Origin of the sequence: Streptococcus sp. CL9.43, assembly GCF_049737935.1 — a bacterium.
Classification (GTDB): Bacteria; Bacillota; Bacilli; order Lactobacillales; family Streptococcaceae; genus Streptococcus; species Streptococcus infantis_I.
Genome location: NZ_JBKOTS010000003.1, coordinates 216299 through 240063, shown reverse-complemented (window position 1 = coordinate 240063; position 23765 = coordinate 216299). Strand labels below are relative to the sequence as shown.

Annotated in this window: 22 protein-coding genes, 1 pseudogene and 1 riboswitch; of the genes and pseudogenes, 19 read left to right on the top strand and 4 right to left on the bottom strand. The window is 41.0% G+C overall.

From position 1 onward, the window contains the following. Positions 1–12: 12 nt before the first annotated feature. Positions 13–957, bottom strand: coding sequence for a magnesium transporter CorA family protein (locus ACLNCS_RS06505; RefSeq protein WP_036758156.1), 945 nt, complete (start codon positions 955–957; stop codon positions 13–15). Between the two features lie 142 nt (positions 958–1099). On the opposite strand from ACLNCS_RS06505, the gene uvrA reads away from it, so the two are divergent. The 10 genes from uvrA to ACLNCS_RS06455 all read left to right on the top strand — a co-directional run bounded on the left by uvrA (position 1100) and on the right by ACLNCS_RS06455 (position 12412). Continuing rightward, positions 1100–3931, top strand: a complete 2832-nt coding sequence (gene uvrA / locus ACLNCS_RS06500; protein WP_424847859.1) for an excinuclease ABC subunit UvrA — start codon at positions 1100–1102, stop codon at positions 3929–3931. Further along, on the top strand, positions 3924–4985 hold the full coding sequence (locus tag ACLNCS_RS06495) for a M24 family metallopeptidase (protein WP_424847857.1): 1062 nt from the start codon (positions 3924–3926) through the stop codon (positions 4983–4985). The genes uvrA and ACLNCS_RS06495 overlap by 8 nt, the downstream gene beginning before the upstream one ends. Before the next feature lie 53 nt (positions 4986–5038). After that, positions 5039–5192: riboswitch (M-box (ykoK) riboswitch) on the top strand. Positions 5193–5490: 298 nt separating this feature from the next. Next, positions 5491–8151, top strand: a complete 2661-nt coding sequence (gene mgtA / locus ACLNCS_RS06490; RefSeq protein ID WP_424847855.1) for a magnesium-translocating P-type ATPase — start codon at positions 5491–5493, stop codon at positions 8149–8151. Positions 8152–8286: 135 nt separating this feature from the next. Further along, positions 8287–8685, top strand: coding sequence for a transcriptional regulator Spx (gene spx, locus ACLNCS_RS06485; RefSeq protein ID WP_006149601.1), 399 nt, complete (start codon positions 8287–8289; stop codon positions 8683–8685). Positions 8686–8745: 60 nt separating this feature from the next. Beyond that, positions 8746–9315, top strand: a complete 570-nt coding sequence (locus tag ACLNCS_RS06480; protein ID WP_424847853.1) for an SP0191 family lipoprotein — start codon at positions 8746–8748, stop codon at positions 9313–9315. A gap of 98 nt (positions 9316–9413) precedes the next feature. Then, positions 9414–9680 carry an IreB family regulatory phosphoprotein gene (locus ACLNCS_RS06475; protein WP_424847851.1) on the top strand — a complete coding sequence of 89 codons (267 nt, stop codon included), beginning with the start codon at positions 9414–9416 and terminating at the stop codon, positions 9678–9680. A gap of 3 nt (positions 9681–9683) precedes the next feature. Beyond that, positions 9684–10103: a Holliday junction resolvase RuvX gene (ruvX, locus tag ACLNCS_RS06470; protein ID WP_006152930.1), complete on the top strand. Its 420-nt coding sequence runs from the start codon at positions 9684–9686 to the stop codon at positions 10101–10103. A 15-nt stretch (positions 10104–10118) separates the two neighbouring features. Then, complete coding sequence (locus ACLNCS_RS06465) at positions 10119–10424, top strand: DUF1292 domain-containing protein (protein WP_000017624.1); 306 nt, start codon at positions 10119–10121, stop codon at positions 10422–10424. A gap of 213 nt (positions 10425–10637) precedes the next feature. Continuing rightward, on the top strand, positions 10638–11888 hold the full coding sequence (locus tag ACLNCS_RS06460; RefSeq protein WP_424847848.1) for a bifunctional folylpolyglutamate synthase/dihydrofolate synthase: 1251 nt from the start codon (positions 10638–10640) through the stop codon (positions 11886–11888). Between the two features lie 86 nt (positions 11889–11974). Continuing rightward, positions 11975–12412 carry an SP_0198 family lipoprotein gene (locus tag ACLNCS_RS06455; RefSeq protein WP_414256437.1) on the top strand — a complete coding sequence of 146 codons (438 nt, stop codon included), beginning with the start codon at positions 11975–11977 and terminating at the stop codon, positions 12410–12412. A 122-nt stretch (positions 12413–12534) separates the two neighbouring features. On the opposite strand, the gene ACLNCS_RS06450 is transcribed toward ACLNCS_RS06455, so the two are convergent. Continuing rightward, complete coding sequence (locus ACLNCS_RS06450; RefSeq protein WP_414256435.1) at positions 12535–13347, bottom strand: Cof-type HAD-IIB family hydrolase; 813 nt, start codon at positions 13345–13347, stop codon at positions 12535–12537. A 196-nt stretch (positions 13348–13543) separates the two neighbouring features. Between ACLNCS_RS06450 and ACLNCS_RS06445 the strand changes: the two genes are divergently transcribed. The 6 genes from ACLNCS_RS06445 to recA all read left to right on the top strand — a co-directional run bounded on the left by ACLNCS_RS06445 (position 13544) and on the right by recA (position 19599). After that, on the top strand, positions 13544–14965 hold the full coding sequence (locus ACLNCS_RS06445; RefSeq protein ID WP_004250510.1) for an NCS2 family permease: 1422 nt from the start codon (positions 13544–13546) through the stop codon (positions 14963–14965). An 89-nt stretch (positions 14966–15054) separates the two neighbouring features. Further along, positions 15055–15498, top strand: a complete 444-nt coding sequence (tsaE, locus tag ACLNCS_RS06440; protein ID WP_414312169.1) for a tRNA (adenosine(37)-N6)-threonylcarbamoyltransferase complex ATPase subunit type 1 TsaE — start codon at positions 15055–15057, stop codon at positions 15496–15498. Next, the gene (locus ACLNCS_RS06435) at positions 15488–16009 is read left to right on the top strand and encodes a GNAT family N-acetyltransferase (RefSeq protein WP_223334107.1); all 522 of its coding nucleotides are present in this window, start codon (positions 15488–15490) and stop codon (positions 16007–16009) included. The genes tsaE and ACLNCS_RS06435 overlap by 11 nt, the downstream gene beginning before the upstream one ends. Before the next feature lie 4 nt (positions 16010–16013). Then, on the top strand, positions 16014–17063 hold the full coding sequence (gene lytR, locus ACLNCS_RS06430; protein ID WP_074324468.1) for a glycopolymer--peptidoglycan transferase LytR: 1050 nt from the start codon (positions 16014–16016) through the stop codon (positions 17061–17063). A 76-nt stretch (positions 17064–17139) separates the two neighbouring features. Then, the gene (locus ACLNCS_RS06425) at positions 17140–18396 is read left to right on the top strand and encodes a competence/damage-inducible protein A (RefSeq protein ID WP_254731382.1); all 1257 of its coding nucleotides are present in this window, start codon (positions 17140–17142) and stop codon (positions 18394–18396) included. Positions 18397–18450: 54 nt separating this feature from the next. Next, positions 18451–19599 (top strand): recombinase RecA, encoded by a 1149-nt coding sequence (recA, locus tag ACLNCS_RS06420; RefSeq protein WP_006149228.1) that lies wholly within the window; start codon positions 18451–18453, stop codon positions 19597–19599. Positions 19600–19643: 44 nt separating this feature from the next. Here the strand turns inward: recA and ACLNCS_RS06415 are convergent, their stop codons facing one another. Further along, positions 19644–20198 (bottom strand): GNAT family N-acetyltransferase, encoded by a 555-nt coding sequence (locus ACLNCS_RS06415; RefSeq protein ID WP_424847843.1) that lies wholly within the window; start codon positions 20196–20198, stop codon positions 19644–19646. A 108-nt stretch (positions 20199–20306) separates the two neighbouring features. Between ACLNCS_RS06415 and ACLNCS_RS06410 the strand changes: the two genes are divergently transcribed. After that, a complete protein-coding gene (locus ACLNCS_RS06410; protein WP_414314620.1) occupies positions 20307–21677 on the top strand; it encodes an MATE family efflux transporter in 1371 nt (456 codons plus the stop codon). Between the two features lie 97 nt (positions 21678–21774). Beyond that, positions 21775–22491 carry a YebC/PmpR family DNA-binding transcriptional regulator gene (locus ACLNCS_RS06405; protein ID WP_424847840.1) on the top strand — a complete coding sequence of 239 codons (717 nt, stop codon included), beginning with the start codon at positions 21775–21777 and terminating at the stop codon, positions 22489–22491. A gap of 44 nt (positions 22492–22535) precedes the next feature. On the opposite strand, the gene ACLNCS_RS06400 is transcribed toward ACLNCS_RS06405, so the two are convergent. Next, positions 22536–23219, bottom strand: a complete 684-nt coding sequence (locus ACLNCS_RS06400) for a hypothetical protein (protein WP_371500240.1) — start codon at positions 23217–23219, stop codon at positions 22536–22538. Positions 23220–23575: 356 nt separating this feature from the next. Between ACLNCS_RS06400 and ACLNCS_RS06395 the strand changes: the two are divergent. Next, a pseudogene (locus ACLNCS_RS06395) lies at positions 23576–23728 on the top strand (ABC transporter ATP-binding protein); the annotation flags it as partial. Positions 23729–23765: the final 37 nt, after the last annotated feature.

Here is a 23765-nt window from a genome sequence, read left to right as displayed (position 1 = left end):
AATAACTCCTGTTTAGAACCATTTTTTATGGATGAGGTAAAGAGTGAGAGAAACACTCATAGCAAAGGCGATAAAAACGATGAGCCAGAAAGCGTGCGGTTCTCCGTTTAAAGGGATTTCATTGTCCTTAAAGTTCATTCCGTAAGCTGAGAAAATCATAGTCGGGATAGACATAACGATGGTCACGAGGGCCAAGGTTTTCATGATATTGTTCTGGTTGTTTGAAATGATAGAGGCAAAGGTCTCTGTCATAGAGTGAAGGACGTTTCCATAGATATCCGCCATCTCGATGGCCTGTTGCGTTTCAATCAAGGTATCTTCAAGTAAGTCTTCGTCTTCAAGGTATTTCTTAATATTGCTAGTTGCGCTGGTCAATTTTTTAATCACGCGCTCGTTTGTCTTGAGAGAGGCCTTGAAGTAGACGATGGTCTTTTCCAACTCCATGAGTTCAATCAATTCTTCATTTCGAGTAGATTTGTGAAGTTGGGTTTCGATTTGCTCACTCTTACGCTCAATTGAACGAAGGGCTGTCAGATAAATTTCAGCGTTGCGGTAGAGGATTTGAAAGATAAAGCGAGAACGCATAAAGGTATAGAAATTCCGAAGTCTCCGATTGATAAAGACATCTAGAAGTGGGAGAGGCTCCAAACAAGTGGTAATGATAGCCTCCTCTGTGATGATAATCCCCAAGGGAATAGTTACATAGTAGATACGGTTATTTCTCTCCTCGGTAATGGGAACGTCTACGATAATCAGAGTGTATTCATCTTCAATGGTAATACGAGACATTTCTTCCGCATCGAGTGGTGCACGGAGGTCAGCGATATCAATATCAAAAGCAGAAGCAATTTCCATCGATTCGCTCTGGGTAGGATTGACGAGATTGATCCAAGTGCCCGGCTGGAGCGTATCGATCTCTTTAAATTCAGTTGTTGTTGAGAGAAAGACTTGTTTCATATCTCCTATCCTTTCCTAATCTATTCTGTGTTTAAGTGATTTTTAGCACCGTACTATTATACTACAAATTCGGCTTTTTTGGTAATAGAATTTCACTTTTTTTGGTATAATGGAAAGCAACAATGGACTAGAAAGAAGTAACATGCAAGATAAGATTGTCATCCATGGGGCACGCGCCCATAATTTAAAAAATATTGACGTGGAAATTCCACGTGACAAGCTAGTTGTGGTGACGGGGCTGTCGGGTTCGGGCAAGTCGAGTCTTGCCTTTGATACCCTGTATGCAGAAGGGCAACGTCGCTACGTTGAAAGTCTGTCAGCTTATGCTCGTCAGTTTTTGGGCAATATGGAAAAACCAGATGTGGACTCTATCGATGGTCTCAGCCCTGCCATTTCTATTGACCAGAAAACGACTAGTAAAAACCCTCGCTCAACGGTTGGGACAACGACGGAAATCAACGATTATCTACGTCTCCTCTATGCTCGTGTAGGAACACCCTATTGTATCAATGGGCATGGGGCTATCAAGGCTTCGTCTGTAGAGCAGATTGTCGACAAGGTTTTGGAGTTGCCAGAGCGCCAGCGTCTGCAGATTTTGGCTCCTGTTATTCGTAAGAAAAAAGGGCAACATAAGACGCTAATTGAAAAAATTCAAAAGGATGGTTATGTTCGTGTCCGTGTCGATGGGGTTGTATACGATGTGACCGAAGTTCCTGAACTTGAAAAGAATAAACAACATACAATCGATGTGGTGGTAGACCGTATTATCATCAAGGAAGGTATCCGTAGTCGTCTCTTTGACTCCATCGAAGCAGCCCTTCGTATCGCAGAAGGTTATGTGGTCATCGATACTATGGATGATTCAGAGTTGCTTTTTTCAGAACACTATGCTTGTCCAGTTTGCGGCTTTACAGTTCCGGAACTAGAACCTCGTCTCTTCTCTTTCAATGCACCGTTTGGTTCATGTAGTGAGTGTGATGGTTTGGGGATCAAGCTAGAGGTTGATACGGACTTAGTCGTACCAGATGCTAGCAAGACCCTTCGTGAGGGAGCATTAGCACCTTGGAACCCTATCTCTTCTAACTATTATCCAAATATGCTGGAACAAGCTATGACAGCCTTTGGAGTGGACATGGATACTCCTTTTGAGGCCTTGTCAGAGGAGGATAAGAATCTCATTTTCTATGGTTCAGATGGTAAGGAATTCCATTTCCACTATGAAAATGAATTCGGCGGAGTTCGTGATATTGACATTCCCTTTGAAGGTGTTATAGGGAATATTAAGCGACGCTACCATGAAACCAATAGTGACTACACCCGCACACAGATGCGTCTTTATATGAATGAGCTAACTTGTGGCACTTGTCACGGTTATCGCCTCAACGATCAGGCCTTATCCGTTCGTGTAGGAGGAGAGAAAGCCCCTCATATTGGAGAAATTTCAGACCTCTCCATCGCAGACCATTTGGAGGTTATTGATCAACTAAGCCTATCTGAAAATGAAGCTATCATCGCTCGTCCTATTCTTAAAGAAATCAAAGACCGCTTGACCTTCCTCAATAATGTCGGACTCAACTATCTGACACTTTCTCGTTCGGCAGGAACCCTATCAGGAGGGGAGAGTCAGCGTATTCGCTTGGCAACCCAGATTGGTTCCAATCTCTCAGGAGTGCTTTATATCCTAGACGAGCCGTCCATCGGTCTTCACCAGAGGGACAATGACCGTCTGATTGCCAGTCTGAAAAAGATGCGTGATTTAGGGAATACTCTCATTGTAGTAGAACATGATGAAGATACCATGCGTGAGGCAGATTATTTGATTGACGTTGGTCCTGGTGCAGGTGTCTTTGGTGGAGAGATTGTAGCAGCAGGAACGCCTAAGCAGGTAGCTCGCAATAGCAAGTCTATCACAGGTCAGTACTTGTCAGGAAAACGTGTCATTCCAGTGCCGTCAGAACGCCGTGTAGGAAATGGTCGCTTTATTGAGGTGACAGGTGCGCGTGAGAATAACTTGCAAAATATCACCGCTCGCTTCCCACTAGGGAAATTCATTGCGGTGACAGGTGTCTCTGGCTCAGGGAAGTCGACACTTATTAACAGCATTCTCAAAAAAGCCATTGCTCAAAATCTCAATCGCAATTCAGACAAGCCTGGAAAGTTTAAGGCGATTACAGGAATTGAGCATATCGATCGTCTGATTGATATTGACCAGAGTCCTATTGGAAGAACACCAAGGTCCAATCCTGCAACCTATACAGGTGTCTTTGATGACATTCGAGACCTCTTCGCTCAGACAAATGAAGCCAAGATTCGTGGCTATAAGAAGGGTCGTTTTAGTTTTAATGTCAAGGGCGGTCGCTGTGAGGCCTGCTCAGGTGACGGGATTATCAAGATTGAGATGCACTTCTTGCCAGACGTATACGTAGCTTGTGAAGTCTGCCACGGAACCCGTTATAATAGTGAGACCCTAGAAGTTCACTACAAGGAAAAGAATATCTCGCAAGTCTTGGATATGACTGTCAACGATGCGGTGGAATTTTTCAAACACATTCCAAAAATTCAACGTAAACTCCAGACCATCAAGGATGTAGGTCTAGGTTATGTGACCTTGGGACAACCTGCCACAACTCTTTCTGGTGGAGAAGCGCAGCGTATGAAGCTGGCTAGTGAGCTCCATAAACGCTCGACCGGTAAATCCTTCTACATTCTAGATGAACCGACAACTGGTCTTCATACCGAGGATATCGCTCGTCTGCTTACCGTTTTGTCTCGCTTTGTAGATGATGGTAATACAGTTCTCGTGATTGAGCACAATCTAGATGTCATCAAAACAGCAGACCATATCATCGACTTAGGTCCAGAAGGCGGTGTCGGTGGTGGTACCATCATTGCAACAGGAACCCCAGAAGAAGTAGCGGCCAATGAAGCTAGCTATACAGGACAGTATTTGAAAGGAAAGTTACATCATGAATAAACGTGTGCAAGCATTTCTCGATAAAATGCAAGAAAAAGAACTAGATGGAATCATTATCAATAACCTTAAAAATGTCTACTATTTGACAGGATTTTGGGGTTCAAATGGGACAGTCTTTATCAGTCGTGACCGTCAGGTCTTAGTGACAGATGCTCGCTATATTATCGCTGCTAAGCAAGAAGTTACTGGTTTTGAGATTTTTGCAGAGCGTGACGAGTTGGCTACTATCGCAAAAATTGCTAAAGACATGGGTCTTTCTCGTATCGGGTTTGAAGATGAGATTTCAGTTTCTTATTACCATCGCATGCAAACTGCCTTTGAAGGTTTGGAACTAGTTCCACAGACACAGTTTGTTGAAGCGCTTCGTATGATTAAGGATGAGACAGAGATCGCGACTATTCGCAAGGCTTGTTCAATCTCAGATCAAGCTTTCCACGATGCCCTTGAATTTATCAAGCCTGGTAAGACAGAGATTGAAATTGCCAATTTCCTTGATTTCCGTATGCGTGAGCTGGGAGCGGCAGGCTTGTCTTTTGATACCATTCTAGCGAGTGGCATCAACTCTTCTAAACCCCATGCCCACCCAATGCACAAGCCAGTAGAACTAGGCGAAGCAATCACTATGGATTTTGGGTGCCTTTATGACCACTATGTCAGTGATATGACACGTACCATCTACCTAGGTCATGTTAGTGATGAACAAGCAGAAATTTACAACACCGTTTTGAAGGCTAATCAAGCTCTGATTGACCAAGCTAAGGATGGCTTAGGTTTCCGTGACTTTGATAAAATCCCTCGTGATATTATTGTGGAGGCAGGCTATGGAGAATACTTTACTCACGGTATCGGGCACGGTATCGGACTTGATATCCACGAAGAACCTTACTTTAGCCAAACTTCTACAGAAGTTATTAAATCGGGTATGGTCTTGACTGATGAACCCGGTATTTATATCGAAGGTAAATATGGAGTTCGTATCGAAGATGATATCTTGATTACAGATACCGGTTGCGAGGTATTAACCCTAGCTCCAAAAGAATTAATCGTAATCTAAGAAAAATGAGATAAATCGTTGACTTTTACTAGTTAAAGGTTTATACTGAAAGGCGAAAACGGTAGGTGAGGCTACCATAGGGATACGGATGACTACCGCAAAGCAGTGGAGACACTACTCGTTGGTCAACAGTCCTGGTCGCGAAGGTCAAGACTAAGCTCGTTACATTGCCCTATGGAGTTAAAGCTTGAACGAAAACAGATCATAAGTTTTTTAGTCCTGCCATTTTATGGCAGGATTTTCTGCTGTTTTAAAACAAAGAAAGGAGACAAACGATGCAAATTGACGATCATCCAGAACCGCACATACACAGCCAATCGCTGATTTGTGTCGTTCTGTCCCTATAAAGTGATTGGTCTCTGTGTATGATACTCTTCGAAAATCAAATTCAAACCACGTCAACGTCGCCTTGCCGTACTCAAGTACAGCCTGTGGCTAGTTTCCTAGTTTGCTCTTTGATTTTCATTGAGTATGAAATCACCATTTATACAGATAGGAGAAACCAATGAAAACTACAAAAGAAAGACTAGCAGCAGCTATTCAAACTCCATTAAAAGATAGTCTAGCTTTTTACCATACAAGTCTAAAAGGCTTAAACCAAGAACAAGTCGAAGAAAACCGTGACCTATATGGTGAAAACACTATTACTAAGGGTCAAGAGGATTCCATATTTAAAAAGATTTATGAGTCCATTATCAATCCTTTCACAATCATTTTGCTTGTGATTGCCTTTATTTCTCTCGTTACAAACGTCTGGCTTGCCAAACCTGGTCAAGAGGACCCTACGACCTCTATTATTATCGTTGTCTTGGTTTTGATTTCAGGAGGCATCCGTTTTGTCCAAGAGTTGCGGAGCGACAAGGCGACAACCAATCTTTCAAAAATGATTGTCAACACTGCAACTGTTATTCGCGATGGTCTTGAACAAGAGTTGCCAATCGATGAGTTGGTTGTGGGAGACCTCGTGAAATTGAGCGCTGGAGATATGATTCCAGCAGATGTCATCTTATTCGAATCGCGCGACTTTTTCGTTCAACAGTCAGGTTTGACTGGAGAAAGTGATGCAGTTGAAAAGCTAGCTTTAAATAAAGCCACTGGTCAAAATGTAGATAGCCTCTTAGAAGCAGAATCTTTGGCCTTTATGGGGACAAACGTTATCTCAGGAAGTGCTACAGCTATGGTTCTAGCGGTTGGTGATGACACCATGATGGGAGCTATTGAGCAAACTCTTAACACCTATGATGAGCCAACTTCTTTTGAACGTGAAATGAACAGCATTTCCTGGCTCTTGATCCGCTTGATGCTTGTCATGGTTCCGATTGTGTTTTTTGCAAATGGTTTAACCGATGGAGACTGGCTAGAGGCGGGAGTATTTGCCTTGAGCGTTGGTGTCGGACTTACACCAGAAATGCTTCCAATGATTATCACAGCCAGCTTGGCCAAAGGTTCTATTATTATGGCCAAGGAAAAGGTGGTCATCAAAAAACTCAATGCTATCCAAGACTTAGGAGCAATCGATATCCTCTGTACGGATAAAACTGGAACTCTAACGCAAGATGAGATTGTCTTAGAATATCCCTTGGATATCCATGGTGATTTGGATATGGCGGTTTTAAGAAGGGCTTATCTAAATTCACATTTTCAAACAGGTTTGAAAAACTTGATGGACCGTGCCATCATCAGTAGAACTGAAAAAGAAGCCAAGGAACATGTTATCCTACAAAATTTGGATACTAGCTTCCAAAAAATCGATGAACTTCCATTTGACTTTGAACGTAGACGCATGAGTGTCATCGTCAAAGACGATACCAATGTCGTTAGTATGGTGACCAAAGGCGCTTTAGAAGAAATGTTGAACATTTCGACACACGTGGAGTACCGCGGAGAGATCATTCCCCTAACCGAAGACATTCGCCAAGAAGTACTAGCAGAAGTAGGGCAATTAAACCGTCAAGGTTTGCGTGTCTTAGGTGTTGGGTACAAGTCAGGTCTACGTGAAGACTATGCCTATGCTGTGATGGATGAAAGTGACATGATCCTTACAGGTTACCTTGCCTTTTTAGACCCACCAAAACCATCTGCAGCACCCGCTATTCAAGCTCTGCTTGAGCATGGTGTCAAAACAAAAATTTTAACTGGGGATAACGAAAAAGTAACCCAAGCTATCTGTGAAAAGGTTGGTTTGGATGTTGAACATATGCTCTTAGGCTCTGATATCGACCAAATGACAGACAAAGAATTGGCAGAAGTTGTTGAAAAAGTAACAGTCTTTGCTAAATTGTCACCTGACCAAAAAGCGCGTATCATTCTACAGTTAAAGAGAAATGGTCATGGAGTTGGTTATATGGGTGACGGTATTAATGATGCCCCATCTATGAAGGTGGCAGATGTTGGAATTTCCGTTGATACAGCAGTAGATATCGCAAAGGAAACAGCTGATGTTATTTTGCTAGACAAGGATCTCATGGTCCTTGAAACTGGTATCGTTGAAGGCCGTAAGGTCTACGCCAACATGACCAAGTACATCAAGATGACCGTTAGTTCAAACTTTGGGAATATCTTCTCACTCCTTGTTGCAAGTATCTTCTTGCCATTTTTACCAATGGCTCCTGTTCATCTCATTGTCCTAAACCTAGTTTATGATTTGTCTTGTGTGGCATTGCCATTTGATAATGTGGACCAAGATTTCCTCAAACAACCCCATACATGGGAAGCAAAATCCATTACTCGATTTATGGTTTGGATGGGTCCAATATCATCTATCTTTGATATTTTGACCTTTATCTTCCTCTACTTTATCATTGTTCCTTTGGTGACAGGTTATCATTATGTTCATGGTTCTGAATCTGCCCTTCAGTTTATTATCTTGTTCCAAACAGGATGGTTCATCGAATCTATGTGGTCTCAAACCATGGTCATCCATATGCTTCGTACAGCAAAAGTTCCTTTTGTACAAAGCAGACCAGCTTGGCTTGTGATTTTGACAACCTTGATTGCCGCAATTTTCGTAACTAGTCTGCCTTATGGACCGCTAGTAAATATTCTTCGTTTAGCTCCATTAGGACTTCCTTATTTCTTCTTCCTAACCTGTATTATTTTCTTGTACATGTTTAGCGTCACAGTTATTAAGAAATTTTACATTAGGAAGTACAAAGAATGGTTATAGTTCGGTTTTTGTCAAGAAAAAAGATAGAAAACTGGGGAAAAAGTTAAATTTTTTTAAAAATAGGTCGCAAGTCGGATGTTTTTTATGGTATAATAGAATAAACTGATAGTAACATGTAGCGAAAGGGGTAGGTACATGATCAAAATTTATACAGTCTCAAGTTGTACTAGCTGTAAAAAAGCGAAAACCTGGCTCAATGCCCACCAGTTAAGTTATAAAGAACAAAACCTCGGTAAAGAGGGGATTTCTAGAGAAGAATTATTAGATATTCTAACAAAAACAGACAATGGAATTGCGAGCATTGTATCATCAAAGAATCGCTACGCTAAAGCTCTTGGAGTTGATATCGAAGATTTGAGTGTCAATGAAGTGCTCACCTTAATAATGGAAACACCACGTATCCTAAAAAGTCCAATTCTTGTTGACGAGAAACGTTTACAAGTTGGCTATAAAGAAGATGACATTCGTGCCTTCTTGCCACGCTCTGTCCGCAATGTAGAAAATGCAGAAGCACGTTTACGTGCAGCACTATAAAACATAAAGGCTGGGAGTGACTCCTGGCCTTATTTGATAGGTAAATAAGGAAAAACGAACATGAAGAAGATAGTTATCGGTACAGTTGCGCTCCTATTTTTGCTAGCTGGCTGTGGACAGAAAAAAGAGTCTGCGGAACCTGCTAAAGATACAACAACAGAAGCTCTCCAATCAACTCTACCAGTCCTAGAAAATGCCAATAACAATACAGTAGTAACCAAGACACTTGTCCTACCCACTGACGAAAATGGGGTTCAACAAACCCAGACCATTACCTATAAGGGCAAACAGTTCTTGACCTTAACGATTCAGCAAAAACGGCAAGCTTCAGAAGACCTCAAGAACTTTATTGCAGAACATGGATTAGAGCAGGCAAAGAGTGCTTTGAAAGAAGAAGACAAGGATGAATCGGTTCAAGCAGCTCGAAAAATTCCTGGTTTTAGTCTTGAAACCAATCTTTTAAGTGAGACAGAGATTGAAACGAAAACAAGTTATGATTTTCAAGTCCTAGATGTTAAAAAGGCAAGCGAAAGCGAATATTTAAAAAATGTTGGCTTGGAAAATCTACTAAAAAACGAACCAGAAGAGTATATCGCAAATCGAGTTGCAAGTGGGGCGACTGTTCAGTAAAGAAGTCGCAGAAAATCAGGAAAAATCAGACTGTGTCATTTGTAGAACGACAGTGAATGTGCTATAATAGTACTATTCTAAGGAAAGAGGGTGTTAGAATGGGATTTACTGAAGAAACCGTACGTTTTAAATTGGACGATTCCAATAAAAAAGAGATCAGTGAAACATTGACAGAAGTTTATGCTTCATTGGATGAGAAGGGGTATAACCCTATTAATCAAATTGTGGGCTATGTTCTCAGTGGAGACCCAGCTTACGTTCCTCGTTACAATAACGCAAGAAATCAAATCCGTAAATACGAACGCGATGAGATTGTTGAAGAATTAGTCCGCTACTACCTTAAGGGACAAGGAGTCGATCTATAACCAATGAGAATTATGGGGTTGGACGTTGGTTCCAAAACAGTAGGAGTAGCGATTAGCGATCCGTTAGGTTTTACAGCACAAGGGCTCGAAATCATCCAAATCAATGAAGACCAGGGAGAGTTTGGCTTTGAACGACTCAAGGAATTGGTTGACACCTATAAGGTAGAGCGCTTTGTTGTTGGTTTGCCTAAAAATATGAATAATACCAGCGGACCGCGCGTGGAAGCGAGTCAAGCATATGGAGCAAAACTGGAAGAACTCTTTGGTTTGCCAGTGGAGTACCAAGATGAGCGCCTAACCACAGTTGCTGCTGAGCGCATGTTGATTGAGCAAGCAGACATTAGTCGCAATAAGCGTAAAAAAGTTATTGATAAATTAGCAGCTCAATTGATTTTGCAAAATTATTTAGATAGAAAATTTTAAGACAGAGGAGAAACTATGTCACACGATCACAACCACGATCACGAAGAACGTGAACTTATCACACTTGTAGATGAGCAAGGAAACGAAACTTTATTTGAAATCCTTTTGACTATTGATGGAAAAGAAGAATTTGGTAAAAACTATGTTCTTCTTGTACCAGTTAATGCAGAAGAAGATGAAAACGGTGAAGTTGAAATCCAAGCATACTCATTCATCGAAAATGAAGATGGAACTGAAGGTGAATTGCAACCAATCCCTGAAGATTCAGAAGATGAATGGAACATGATTGAAGAAGTCTTCAACAGCTTTATGGAGGAGTAAAAACATCCGGGGGATGTTTTTAGCCCAACTCCTAGAAACTAGAAAGAGTTGGAACATCCGGGGGATGTTTTTAGCCCAACTCCTAGAAACTAGAAAGAGTTGGAACATCCAGTGAACATTTTTAGCCTGACGCTAAAAATAAAATTTAGCTAGTATCTAGCAAAATGAGTAAAAAGCGAAGAGAATCTTCGCTTTTTTGTTAAGGAGATAAGCATGATTGAAGTAGAAAAATGGCTTCATAGTCGGATTGGCTTGAATTTTAGATCAGGATTGGGACGGATGCAAAGAGCAGTAGATTTGCTGGGGAACCCTGAGCAAACCTATCCAATTATCCATGTGACAGGGACAAATGGCAAGGGGTCAACTATTGCTTTTATGAGGGAACTTTTTGTTGCCCATGGGAAAACGGTTGGCACCTTTACTTCGCCCCACATTGTCAGCATCCATGACCGTATCTGTATTAATAGTGAGCCTATATCGGACACAGATTTCATTCGTTTAGCAGATCAAGTCAAAGCAATGGAGCAAAGACTTTTAGAAACCCACGATCAGCTATCTTTTTTTGAGTTGCTGACCTTGATTGCTTTGCTTTATTTTAAAGAGCAAAAAGTAGATTTGGTCCTACTGGAAGTTGGGATAGGTGGACTTCTTGATACCACTAATGTCCTGACAGGAGAAATTGCAATCATCACATCAATTGGCCTCGATCACCAGGAGACCTTGGGCGATAGTCTAGTAGCAATTGCAGAGCAGAAAGCTGGAATTTTTAAGCCCGGGAAGTCAGCTGTGATTGCAAATTTAGCACCGGAAGCCCAACTCGTTTGTCAAAGGACAGCCACTGATTTGGGTGTAAGTCTCTACCAAGCTAATAAAGATTTTTCTTTCCGAAATGGGAACTTTTCTTCTTCTCTAGCTGACTTTAACCACCTAATATTGGGACTGGAGGGAGCATATCAGGAGGAAAATGCAGGTCTTGCCTTGCAGGCTTTTCTACTATTTATGGCACAAAGAGACGAGAAAGTAGATCAAGAAGCAGTACATGCTGCCTTGCAAGCTACTAAATGGGCAGGAAGGCTAGAAGCTATCACTGAGCACATTTATCTAGATGGGGCTCACAATTTACCAGCTCTAGAGCGTTTGGTTGAGTTTATCCAAGAAAAAATCCAGCAAGGGTATCAGCCTCACATCCTATTTGGTGCCCTAAAGCGGAAAGATTATAGTGGGATGCTTACTTATTTAACAGAGCATTTACCTGATGTAGCTCTCTATGTTACGAGTTTTGACTATCAGGGTTCCTTGGAAGAGCAAGACTTTGGAGATTATACAAGCATTGCTTCATATCGAGGTTTTATAGATAATTTTGAGAGTTCTGCAGGGGAGCAAGACTTGCTATTTGTGACAGGTTCTCTCTATTTTATATCTGAGGTTCGAGCTTATCTCATGGCCCTAGATTCATTTGATTGACCCTCCTGTCTTTATTTGTTATAGTAACGGTGTGGTAGCTCGGCAGGGTTATTCTGATTTTAAGCCACTAAAAGAAAGGAGACATTATGTCACTAAAAAAATTCACACTTTCTCTTGCTTCTTTGGCAAGTCTTAGTCTCTTAGTTGCATGTTCGCCAAAAGAGCAAGCAACTCCTTCAACTCAAGCAAGTACTAGTACTGAAGTAACAACTGCTCAGTCAGCAGAAACGACCCTTTCTAGTTCTACGGCTAGCTCAGTAAGCAACATTGATGGGACCTATAAAGGGCAAGATGAGGGAGATAGCATTACTCTCGTTGTTACTGGTAATACTGGAACATGGACAGAAGTAGAAGCTGATGGCGATCAGGAAATTAAAAAGGTCACCTTCGAACCAGAAAGTCAGAGAGTCTTTATTGGAGATGATATCAAGGTTTATGTAGCTGATGGCAATCAAATGATCATTGATGATATGGGTCGCGAAATTTCTGATCGTATCGTTCTAAAAAATAGACATCTTTTGTAAGGATTTGAATCTCGTTAACAAGGATTCGGGTCCTTTTTTTCTTTAATCAATTTTTGGAATAAAAAATCCATACGATTAAGGTAGCTATTTTCTACCAAAAAAGTATGGAGGGATAGTTTTTATTAAAGGAACTGCTCTTGTAAAAATTGAGCGACACCATCTTCTTCATTGGTCAATGGTAATTGCTCGTCTGCAAAAGGTAAGAGAGCAGGATTTGCATTTTTCATAGCATAGCCTTTACCTGCAAAAGAGAGCATTTCTTGGTCATTGTGTTCGTCACCAAAGGCAATCAAATTCTGTTTGTCAATATTCATGACATTAAGAAGATATTCGAGAGCAAAAGCCTTGTGGACTCCTTTGGGAGTACATTCGAGAATGTTCAAAGGACCACCCCAAGTGTTAATATTAAGTTGGTGCTTGTAAAAGCTGTTCATCTCTTCTGCTAGTGCATATTTATCGTCTGCCCTAGTTTGCAATAAAATACAGTTAGGCCCCTTGGTCACTAAGTCAGACTTGAATTGATTTTCTGGGCGAAAGTTCTCAATGCCAAACAATTTAGGATCAGCAATTTCTTTGTTTGGTGCCGTAATGTAGAACTTTTTACGATATTCACCAGCGATAAAGTCTGCCTCAATCTCTTCTTTTCGTTTTACGATATCCAAGAGGTATTTTTTGTCCACAGTCAGACACTTTTCATGTTTCCAAGTCTTACCTGGCAGATGAGTAAGTGAACCGTTGAAATTGATCATAGGGGTTTCAAGTTCAAGTTGGTCATAAAAATCTTTGGCCATACGATATGGGCGACCGGTTGCAATAACGACTTGGTGGCCTTTTTTAGAGATTTTTTTAATTGTTTCAATAGTAAAGTCAGAAAGTTTGCTTTCAGAATTGAGTAGAGTTCCGTCTAAATCAACGGCAATCATTTTTTTAGTCATAAAATCCTCCCGAATTTAGTTTCAGATAAGATGTTTCCTATTATATCAAAAAGCTGAAAGAAAAGCTGACTATAAGCAAAAATAAGAAGAATTATATCCTTTAAGAATTTTTAAAAATAGGAAAAACAGCTTGAAAATGTGAATGATTGATGATATAATAGTCATATTGTTCGTAAAATGACAAAGGAGATTAAAAATGGACAAATTATTTAAACTAAAAGAGCACGGGACAGACGTCCGTACAGAGGTGCTTGCTGGTTTAACAACTTTCTTTGCAATGAGTTATATTCTCTTTGTAAACCCTCAAATGCTTTCGCAAACAGGAATGCCTGTTCAGGGTGTATTCTTGGCAACAATCATCGGTTCTGTAGTAGGAACTTTGATGATGGCTTTCTATGCTAACTTGCCATACGCACAAGCTCCAGGTATGGGACTTAATGCTTTCTTTACATTTACGGTTGTATTCGGAATGGGCTATACTTGGAAAGAAGCTCTTGGTATGGTCTTCATCTGTGGGATTATTTCACTGATTATCACATTAACCAATGTTCGTAAAATGATCATTGAGTCTATTCCTGCAACTCTTCGTTCAGCAATTTCAGCTGGTATTGGTGTTTTCCTTGCCTATGTTGGTATTAAGAATGCTGGTCTCTTGAAATTCTCAATTGACCCAGGGACTTATACTGTAGCAGGTGAAGGAGCAGATAAGGCTCAAGCAGCGATTACTGCAAATGCAGCAGCTGTTCCAGGATTGGTAGATTTCAATACTCCAGCAGTATTGGTAGCTATTGCAGGTCTTGCCATTACAATCTTCTTTGTTGTCAAAGGTATTAAAGGTGGAATCATTCTTTCTATTTTGACAACGACAGTCCTTGCGATTGCGGTTGGTCTTGTTAATTTGTCAGGAATCGATTTTGCTAGCAACAATCTTTCAGCAGCAGTTAATGACCTAGGAACTTTATTTGGTGCAGCCCTTGGTTCAGAAGGTTTGGGTTCTCTGATTTCAAATACTTCACGTTTACCGGAAACCTTGATGGCCATTCTTGCCTTCTCATTGACTGATATTTTTGATACAATTGGTACTCTTATCGGTACAGGTGAAAAAGTTGGGATCATCGCATCAAGTGGTGAAAACAATGAATCAGCTAAATTGGATAAGGCTCTATATTCTGACTTGGTGGCGACATCAGTTGGTGCCATTGCAGGTACTTCAAACGTTACAACTTATATTGAGTCAGCAGCAGGGATCGGTGCTGGTGGACGTACAGGTTTGACAGCTTTAGTTGTTGCTATCTGTTTTGCTCTGTCAAGCTTCTTTAGCCCACTTCTTGCCATTGTGCCTTCAGCTGCGACAGCACCAATTTTGATTATCGTCGGAATTATGATGCTCTCTAACTTGAAAAACATTCCTTGGGATGATATGTCAGAAGCTGTTCCAGCCTTCTTCACATCTATCTTTATGGGATTCAGTTACTCCATTACACAAGGAATTGCCGTTGGTTTCCTAACTTACACTTTAGCGAAGATTGTTAAAGGTCAAGTTAAGGAAGTGCATGTCATGATTTGGATTTTAGACGCTCTGTTCATCTTGAACTACATTAGCATGGCTCTAAACTAAGGATAAAAACTTTAAAAAAGAAGGAGGAAACTCCTCTTTTTTTATTACTAGAAATATCGCAAAAGAAAACTTTTTGGTATAATAATAACATGCACACAAAAAATGAAGATGAACTAATCGCTCTTGGACAAGAGTTGGGTAGTCTACTTGAAAAAAATGATGTATTGATTTTAACTGGTGAATTAGGTGCTGGAAAAACCACATTAACAAAAGGTCTAGCTAAAGGACTAGGGATTCATCAAATGATCAAAAGTCCTACTTATACCATTGTTCGAGAATATGAAGGACGCCTACCCTTATATCACTTGGATGTTTACCGCATCGAAGGAGATGCAGATTCAATCGACCTTGATGAATTTCTTTTTGGTTCAGGTGTGACGGTTATTGAGTGGGGACACCTATTAGGTGAGGCTCTTCCAGCTGACTATCTGGAATTAGAAATTCTTAAAGACGGTGAGGGGCGCGAAATTGTCTTTCATGCCCACGGTCAACGAGCAGCAGAACTCTTGCAGAGGTTGACAGATGGAGTATGATTTATTAATTCGTGAAGCAGAAGCCCAAGATGCTACAGAACTTATTGCACTTTTGGATCAGATTGGTCATGAATCTAGTTTTACCAGTCTGGATGAAAATGGAATTGCAATGAGTGAATCTGAAATGCAGCGTTTTATTAACAAGCAGGCCCAGTCGGATAATCAGATTACTTTACTAGCTTATTTGAATGAAGAATTGGCAGGAGTGATCAATATAACGGCTGATCAACGTCCGCGAGTTCGGCATATTGGGGATATCTTTTTGGGTATTAAAAAAGCCTATTGGGGAAATGGTCTCGGTAGTATCTTGATGGAAGAAGCTATTGAGTGGGCCCAATCGAGCGGAAGTATTCGACGTTTACAATTGACAGTTCAAAAACGAAATCTGGCAGCTGTTCATCTATATAAAAAGCTGGGCTTCATCATTGAAGGCCAGCAGGAACGCGGCGCTTGTATAGAAGGAGGAGAGTTTCTTGATGTTTACCTGATGGGTCGACTGATAGACGAATAAATGTATGGCAAAAAAAATAATCGGAATGTTTTTAGGATTTGTTCTTGTGACAGTGCTTGGTGTGGGAGCTTATGCCTATACTATCTACCAACAAAGTACACAGACTTTAGCCAAAACTTATAAACAAATCGGAGAAGAAACCAAGGTTATCGAGGCAACTGAACCATTGACAATCCTTCTTATGGGGGTAGATACGGGGAATGTTGAACGTACAGACCCATGGGCAGGAAATAGTGATTCAATGATCTTGGTAACAGTGAATCCTAAAACCAAGAAAGTCGTTATGATGAGTTTGGAACGTGATATTCTGACACAAATCCAACAATCAGATGGTAGTGTTAGAGAAGCTAAACTCAACGCTGCCTATGCTGATGGTGGGGCAGAGCTTGCCATTTCGACCATTCAAAAAATGATGAATATCCACATCGACCGCTATGTGATGGTCAATATGCACGGTCTTCAAAGAATGGTTGATGCTGTCGGAGGTATCACAGTAAACAACACTCTAGGTTTCCCAATCTCTATCCAAGACCAGGAACCATTTAACACGATTTCTATCGGTGTTGGGGAACAAACCCTAAATGGTGACGAGGCGCTAGTATATTCACGCATGCGCTATCAGGATCCAGAGGGAGACTACGGTCGTCAGAAACGTCAGCGCGAAGTTATTCAAAAGATTGTTGAAAAAATTCTTAGTTTGAATAGTGTCAGCCACTACCAAGAAATTTTGAAGGCTCTTAGCGATAACATGCAGACAAATATCGAGATTACGACAACAACGATTCCTCAGTTGATGGGCTACCAAGATTCCTTTAAGAATATTGAGTCTCAGCAATTGCGTGGAGAGGATGCAATGATTGACGGAGTATCTTACCAAATCGTGACATCTGAGCATATGTTAGAGATGCAAAATCTTTTACGTCGTTCATTGGACAAACCAGAAGTGACCGAATTGGAGACAAATGTAGTCTTGTATGAAAATATTTATGGGCGTTTACCACAAACGGCTGGTTCCGTTGTAAATCAAGAGCAACAAATACAACCAGAACAATAAGAAATGAATACTAAAATCGTAGGAATTTTCCTGCGATTTTTTCAAAGAAATCCGAATAGATAGGTAGGAGGAAAAAATGAAAGCGGAAATCATAGCTGTTGGAACAGAGATTCTAACAGGTCAAATTGTCAATACCAATGCTCAGTTTTTATCTGAAAAGTTGGCTGAAATCGGTGTTGATGTCTACTTCCAAACGGCTGTAGGTGATAATGAGGTTCGTCTCTTATCCTTGTTGGAGATTGCTAAGAATCGTAGCAATCTGGTTATCCTAACAGGAGGATTGGGACCGACAGAGGATGATTTGACCAAACAAACCTTGGCCCATTTTCTAGGGCGTGATTTAACTTTTGATGCTCAAGCACAGGCTAAGCTAGATGAGTTTTTTGCTCATCGGCCGGACTATGCCCGAACTCCAAATAATGAACGCCAAGCTCAAATCGTTGAGGGTTCGATCCCGCTACCTAATGAAACAGGACTAGCAGTCGGAGGCATGATTGAGGTAGCTGGCGTGACCTATGTCGTCCTACCAGGGCCGCCAAGTGAACTGAAACCCATGGTTTTAAATGAATTGCTCCCGAGATTGACAACTGGAGCTAAGTTGTACTCACGTGTGCTTCGTTTCTTTGGCATTGGCGAGAGCCAGCTAGTAACGATTCTATCGGATTTGATTGAAGAGCAGACAGATCCAACCTTGGCCCCTTATGCAAAAACAGGAGAAGTGACTCTACGTTTGTCTACCAAGGCTACTAGTCAAGAAGAAGCAAGAAAATCTTTGGATCGTCTTGAGGTTCAAATTCTTGCACGCCAGACTTTTGAAGGTGTTGCTTTAAAGGATATTTGCTATGGTTATGGTGAGGAAGCGAGTCTAGCTAGTGTAGTTGTTGAAGACTTGAAAAAGCAGCATAAAACCATAACGGCTGCGGAAAGTTTGACAGCAGGGCTTTTTCAAGCAACTTTGGCAGACTTTTCGGGAGTGTCAGCTATCTTTAAAGGTGGTTTTGTCACTTATAGTCTAGAAGAAAAGGCTAAGATGTTAGATATTCCACAAGTAGAGTTGGAAAAACATGGAGTTGTTTCAGCCTTTACGGCGAGAAAAATGGCAGATCAGGCACGGCTTAAAACCCAGTCGGACATTGGAGTTAGCTTGACAGGAGTGGCTGGTCCGGATAGTCTAGAAGGGCATCCTGCAGGTACAGTTTTTATCGGTTTGTCTCAAGCATCCGGAACAGAAGTTGTTCAGGTCAATATAGCTGGAAGAAGCCGAGCAGATGTTCGTAAAATTGCAGTCATGCATGCTTTTAACTTAGTTCGCAAAGCTTTATTAAGTGACTAACTTTTGATATAATAGAACAAGGTTCTTAGAATCATTAAAATATAGGAGAACAAAATGGCGAAAAAACCAACAAAAAAATTAGATGAAATTGGGAAAAAATTTGGAGCTGATCGTGAAAAAGCTTTGAATGATGCGCTTAAATTGATTGAAAAAGACTTCGGTAAGGGTTCAATCATGCGCTTGGGTGAGCGTGCAGAGCAAAAAGTGCAAGTGATGAGTTCAGGCTCTTTGGCACTTGATATTGCACTCGGTTCAGGTGGTTATCCAAAGGGGCGTATCATCGAAATCTACGGTCCAGAATCATCAGGTAAGACAACAGTTGCCCTTCACGCTGTAGCGCAAGCACAAAAAGAAGGTGGAATTGCAGCCTTTATCGATGCGGAACACGCTCTTGACCCAGCCTATGCAGCAGCTCTTGGGGTTAACATTGACGAATTGCTCTTGTCACAACCAGACTCAGGTGAGCAAGGTCTTGAAATTGCAGGAAAATTGATTGATTCAGGTGCGGTCGACCTTGTGGTTATTGACTCAGTTGCAGCCCTTGTTCCTCGTGCGGAAATCGATGGTGATATCGGAGATAGCCACGTTGGTCTTCAAGCTCGTATGATGAGCCAAGCTATGCGTAAACTCGGTGCTTCTATCAACAAGACAAAGACAATTGCTATCTTCATCAACCAGTTGCGTGAAAAAGTAGGGGTTATGTTTGGAAATCCAGAAACAACTCCTGGTGGACGCGCCCTTAAATTCTATGCTTCAGTCCGTTTGGATGTGCGTGGAAGTACACAAATCAAGGGAACTGGTGACCAAAAAGATACGAACGTTGGTAAAGAAACTAAGATTAAAGTTGTGAAAAACAAGGTGGCTCCACCGTTCAAAGAAGCTCTTGTTGAAATCATGTATGGTGAAGGGATTTCTAGAACTGGTGAACTCTTGAAGATTGCTAGTGATTTGGATATTATCCAAAAAGCAGGTGCTTGGTACTCATACAAGGGTGAAAAAATCGGACAAGGTTCTGAAAATGCGAAGAAATACTTGGCAGATCACCCAGAAATCTTTGATGAAATCGACCACCAAGTTCGTGTTCAATATGGTTTAATTGAAGAGGAAGAAGGCTCTAAAGCAAGTGCAGCAGCTGATGCAGATTCTAACCAAGAAGTAACACTTGATTTGGGCGACGCTCTTGAAATCGAAATTGAAGAATAAAAAGAAAAGTAGCAGTAAAACTGCTACTTTTTGTTTCATCATGACTAGTGGTCACTAAAGCGTCGGTATTCGATACGAAAGTCGAAGTAGTTCTCTTCTTGCAATTTTTGAAAGATGTTCCGATAGGCCTCTTCATCAAAGTGGTCGCCACGATAGAGAATTTCGAAACTCATTCCCTCGTATTCCAAGAAGGCGTTGGCAGTTTTAAAGCCATTTTGTAAGTAAAAGTCCATGCGGGATTTTCTTTGTGCGAGATTGTCACAGTCTTCGTCTAAGCGCTCCACTTCAAGAATCATGGTACGCTGGTAAAAATCAATGAGTTTTTCAATGATTTCTCTCCCGTATCCATGGCTACGGAGATGGGTCATAATGGCAAAGAAGCTAATGTAGAAAGCTTTTTGATTAGAAATGGCAAAAGCAAAGCCGACAAATTCTTCTTCGTTATAAAAGGCGAAAAAGTGGGCGTCATCTCTATCCTGGTAACTTAAAAATTCCTCCAAAGAGACGCGTTCTTCTTCAGGGAAGGCCTCCTTGTTTAATTGTTCCACTTTCTCAAGGTCTGGGAATACATCTGTAATTAACTGACTTGTTAAGCTCATACATACCCTCCTTTTCTGTCACGATTATACCAGATTGTTTACATATAGGCAACGCTTTCTCGAGGAAACTCCCTTGTTCCTCAACTTGAAAGCTGATATAATAGCCCTATGAATAAAAAATCAACGGTGGACTTGATTCATGGTCCCATTCTTCCTTCACTGATTAGTTTTGCATTACCGATTTTACTGTCCAATATCTTTCAGCAACTATACAATACAGCTGATATTTTGATTGTTGGGCGTTTTTTGGGACAAAATTCCTTGGCGGCAGTCGGAGCTACGACAGCTATTTTTGATTTGATTATTGGCTTTGCTCTCGGAGTCGGAAATGGGATGGGAGTTGTTATTGCTCGACTTTATGGTGCTCGTAATTTCACAAAGATTAAAGAGGCTGTTGCAGCGACTTGGATTTTAGGTGCAATCCTGAGTGGTCTTGTCATGCTGATGGGTTTCTTCGGCCTTTATCCGCTCTTACAATATCTCGAAACACCTGCAGAAATACTTCCCCAATCTTATGAATACATCTCAATGATTGTTAGTTGCGTGGGAGTTAGCTTTGCCTATAATCTCTTTGCAGGATTACTACGCTCGATTGGTGATAGCCTTGCGGCGCTTGCCTTTCTTATCTTTTCAGCCATTGTTAACGTCATTTTAGATTTGTATTTTATTACACAACTGCAATTGGGGGTTCAGTCTGCAGGTCTTGCAACTATCATCTCGCAAGGTTTGTCCGCTATTCTCTGTTATTTCTATATCCGCAAGAGTGTTCCAGAGCTTCTTCCAGAACTTAAGCATTTCAAATGGAACAAGGCTCTCTATGTTGATCTCTTGGAGCAGGGGCTAGCCATGGGGCTGATGGGTTCAATCGTCTCTGTCGGAAGTGTCATCTTGCAATCCTCTGTTAATGGCTTTGGAGCAGTTATTATCAGTGCCCAAACGGCAGCACGTAGAATTATGGCTTTTGCTCTATTGCCAATGACGGCAATTTCGGCTTCTATGACGACTTTTATCTCTCAAAACTTTGGGGCAAAACGTCCAGATCGTATCGTCCAAGGTCTTCGTTTAGGGAGCTATTTGAGTATGGCTTGGGCAACCTTTGCTTGTGTGTTCCTATTTTTTGCAAGTCCTAGCCTAGTTTCTTTCTTAGCGAGTTCAACAGATGGTTACTTGATTGAAAATGGGACCTTGTACCTACGTATTAGTTCTGTTTTCTATCCGTTTTTGAGTCTTTTGTTGATTTATAGAAATAGTTTGCAGGGACTCGGTCAAAAACTCTTACCCCTCATATCTAGTTTTATCGAATTTATCGGGAAAATTGTTTTCGTCGCTTGGATTATTCCTTGGGCAGGTTATACAGGTGTGATTCTATGTGAACCGCTACTTTGGCTTGTTATGACTGCACAGCTTTATATCTCACTCTCTCAGCACCCTTGGATAAAAGAAGGCAAGAAAATCTTGGCTGTCGGCGGACAATCCTAGCTTCATTTATAAAAGAAAAATCCATTTCCTCTAGTGAAAATCGACTAGACTTGTGTTATAATAAGAAAGATTAAAATGTGAAAAAAGGAGATTCCTAATGGGACGTAAATGGGCCAATATCGTAGCCAAGAAGACGGCTAAAGATGGAGCTAACTCTAAAGTATATGCAAAATTTGGTGTAGAAATCTATGTAGCAGCTAAAAAAGGTGATCCAGATCCAGAATCAAACTCAGCTTTGAAATTCGTTATCGACCGTGCTAAACAAGCGCAAGTGCCAAAACACGTTATTGATAAGGCTTTGGATAAGGCTAAAGGAAATACAGACGAAACCTTTACAGAAGGACGTTACGAAGGCTTTGGGCCAAATGGTTCAATGCTCATCGTGGATACCTTGACTTCAAACGTTAACCGTACAGCTGCTAATGTCCGTGCTGCCTTTGGTAAAAACGGCGGAAACATGGGAGCTTCAGGTTCAGTATCTTACCTCTTTGACAACAAGGGTGTCATCGTATTTGCTGGTGATGACGCTGATGCTATCTTTGAACTCTTGCTTGAAGCAGATGTCGATGTAGACGATGTAGAAGCAGAAGAAGGAACAATCACTGTTTACACAGCTCCAACTGACCTTCACAAAGCCATTGTGGCTTTGCGTGAATATGGTATCGAAGAATTCCAAGTAACAGAACTTGAGATGATTCCTCAATCAGAAGTTGAGTTGTCAGGGGATGACCTTGAAACCTTTGAAAAACTTTATGGCGTTCTTGAAGATGACGAAGATGTCCAAAAAATCTATACCAATGTAGATGGATTCTAATAGAAAAGCGAACAGCCTTAATAGCTGTTCGCTTTTTTGTTATGTTAAACTTTCACTCCATCATCAGTTTTCTCTTTTCTATCCAAGCCTAGGGCAAATTTTCGGATGAGAAGAAACTGGCCGTTTTCCTGCTTTGCGAAAGTGAGTACGACTGTCTTGGTGTTTGAACCGAGGGATAGATAGGTGATTTTCTTAATGTCGTAATCACCTGAGGTTGACTCAATTTCAGAATCTGGTAATCCATGCTTGCTGATGATATCTTTGTAGTTGGAGCCGCCTTTTCCTCTGTTTGCAGTGTCTCCCTCTATCAAAGCATCGAACTGCTCCTGGGTCCAAGAGAAGGTACCGGTATCTTCGATATCCTCTTCATCATGATTCTCGTCTGGTTTATAATCTGGTAATTTTCCAAATTCCTCATCCTCTGTTAAAGAGGTCAGACTTCTATATGGGTGTCGAAAGTTTTTAGCCAAGTCAGTAAAGACACCAGAAGGTAATACTTGCGTCATTAAGACAAGAAAAATGGATAGAATACCTAGGCTTGTTCCGATAATAGCCAATATTTTACGATTTTTGAGATTAAGGCCAATACCAAAAATGCCTAGGGCGATAGCAATAATGGCAAAGAAAAAGGCTAGAATGCTAATGATTGGTAGCCAGGAACCAAGAAGGGCCAGGGTTCCAAAGATGATGGCAAAGATTCCTAAAATTTTCTCTTCTTTATGTTTCATTTGTAAGTTTCTCATTTCTAATCAGGGTGTATTCTTATAGGTGTGAGATAGTGTTTATTATAGATAAAATAAGAGCTGATGTCAATTACTGCTTAGATAGTTCTCATTGAAACTTAAATGTTCTTATGAGAACTATTTTTACTTAGAAGGGAGAAAGAATGGATAAACCGATGTTGGTCTTTAAACGTTTTTCAATCTCCAGTCTATTGACTCGGACGACTAATGATATCACGCAGATTCAAATGCTCTTTACCATGGGACTCCAAGTGGTCACTCGTGGTCCTATCATGGCTATTTGGGCCATTGGGAAAATCCTTGGCATGTCAGAATACTGGATTTGGGCAGTAGTGGTGGAGTCATTGTCAACGATCCGCAATGCTGACTTGATTCTGGTCATGAAAGAAGGAAACATCATTGAGCAAGGCAATCATGAAGAGCTTATGGCTCAGGGTGGTTTCTATGCAGACCTCTACAATAGTCAATTTACAGAAGACGAAGCAGAAGAATAAATCTCAGAAGGCTTGACGGCCTTCTTTTTCTGCACTA

Coding starts and splice junctions, on each gene's coding strand:
- ACLNCS_RS06505 (WP_036758156.1), bottom strand. CDS start 957: ATGAAACAAGTCTTTCTCTCAACAACAACTGAATTTAAAGAGATCGAT.
- uvrA (WP_424847859.1), top strand. CDS start 1,100: ATGCAAGATAAGATTGTCATCCATGGGGCACGCGCCCATAATTTAAAA.
- ACLNCS_RS06495 (WP_424847857.1), top strand. CDS start 3,924: ATGAATAAACGTGTGCAAGCATTTCTCGATAAAATGCAAGAAAAAGAA.
- mgtA (WP_424847855.1), top strand. CDS start 5,491: ATGAAAACTACAAAAGAAAGACTAGCAGCAGCTATTCAAACTCCATTA.
- spx (WP_006149601.1), top strand. CDS start 8,287: ATGATCAAAATTTATACAGTCTCAAGTTGTACTAGCTGTAAAAAAGCG.
- ACLNCS_RS06480 (WP_424847853.1), top strand. CDS start 8,746: ATGAAGAAGATAGTTATCGGTACAGTTGCGCTCCTATTTTTGCTAGCT.
- ACLNCS_RS06475 (WP_424847851.1), top strand. CDS start 9,414: ATGGGATTTACTGAAGAAACCGTACGTTTTAAATTGGACGATTCCAAT.
- ruvX (WP_006152930.1), top strand. CDS start 9,684: ATGAGAATTATGGGGTTGGACGTTGGTTCCAAAACAGTAGGAGTAGCG.
- ACLNCS_RS06465 (WP_000017624.1), top strand. CDS start 10,119: ATGTCACACGATCACAACCACGATCACGAAGAACGTGAACTTATCACA.
- ACLNCS_RS06460 (WP_424847848.1), top strand. CDS start 10,638: ATGATTGAAGTAGAAAAATGGCTTCATAGTCGGATTGGCTTGAATTTT.
- ACLNCS_RS06455 (WP_414256437.1), top strand. CDS start 11,975: ATGTCACTAAAAAAATTCACACTTTCTCTTGCTTCTTTGGCAAGTCTT.
- ACLNCS_RS06450 (WP_414256435.1), bottom strand. CDS start 13,347: ATGACTAAAAAAATGATTGCCGTTGATTTAGACGGAACTCTACTCAAT.
- ACLNCS_RS06445 (WP_004250510.1), top strand. CDS start 13,544: ATGGACAAATTATTTAAACTAAAAGAGCACGGGACAGACGTCCGTACA.
- tsaE (WP_414312169.1), top strand. CDS start 15,055: ATGCACACAAAAAATGAAGATGAACTAATCGCTCTTGGACAAGAGTTG.
- ACLNCS_RS06435 (WP_223334107.1), top strand. CDS start 15,488: ATGGAGTATGATTTATTAATTCGTGAAGCAGAAGCCCAAGATGCTACA.
- lytR (WP_074324468.1), top strand. CDS start 16,014: ATGGCAAAAAAAATAATCGGAATGTTTTTAGGATTTGTTCTTGTGACA.
- ACLNCS_RS06425 (WP_254731382.1), top strand. CDS start 17,140: ATGAAAGCGGAAATCATAGCTGTTGGAACAGAGATTCTAACAGGTCAA.
- recA (WP_006149228.1), top strand. CDS start 18,451: ATGGCGAAAAAACCAACAAAAAAATTAGATGAAATTGGGAAAAAATTT.
- ACLNCS_RS06415 (WP_424847843.1), bottom strand. CDS start 20,198: ATGAGCTTAACAAGTCAGTTAATTACAGATGTATTCCCAGACCTTGAG.
- ACLNCS_RS06410 (WP_414314620.1), top strand. CDS start 20,307: ATGAATAAAAAATCAACGGTGGACTTGATTCATGGTCCCATTCTTCCT.
- ACLNCS_RS06405 (WP_424847840.1), top strand. CDS start 21,775: ATGGGACGTAAATGGGCCAATATCGTAGCCAAGAAGACGGCTAAAGAT.
- ACLNCS_RS06400 (WP_371500240.1), bottom strand. CDS start 23,219: ATGAAACATAAAGAAGAGAAAATTTTAGGAATCTTTGCCATCATCTTT.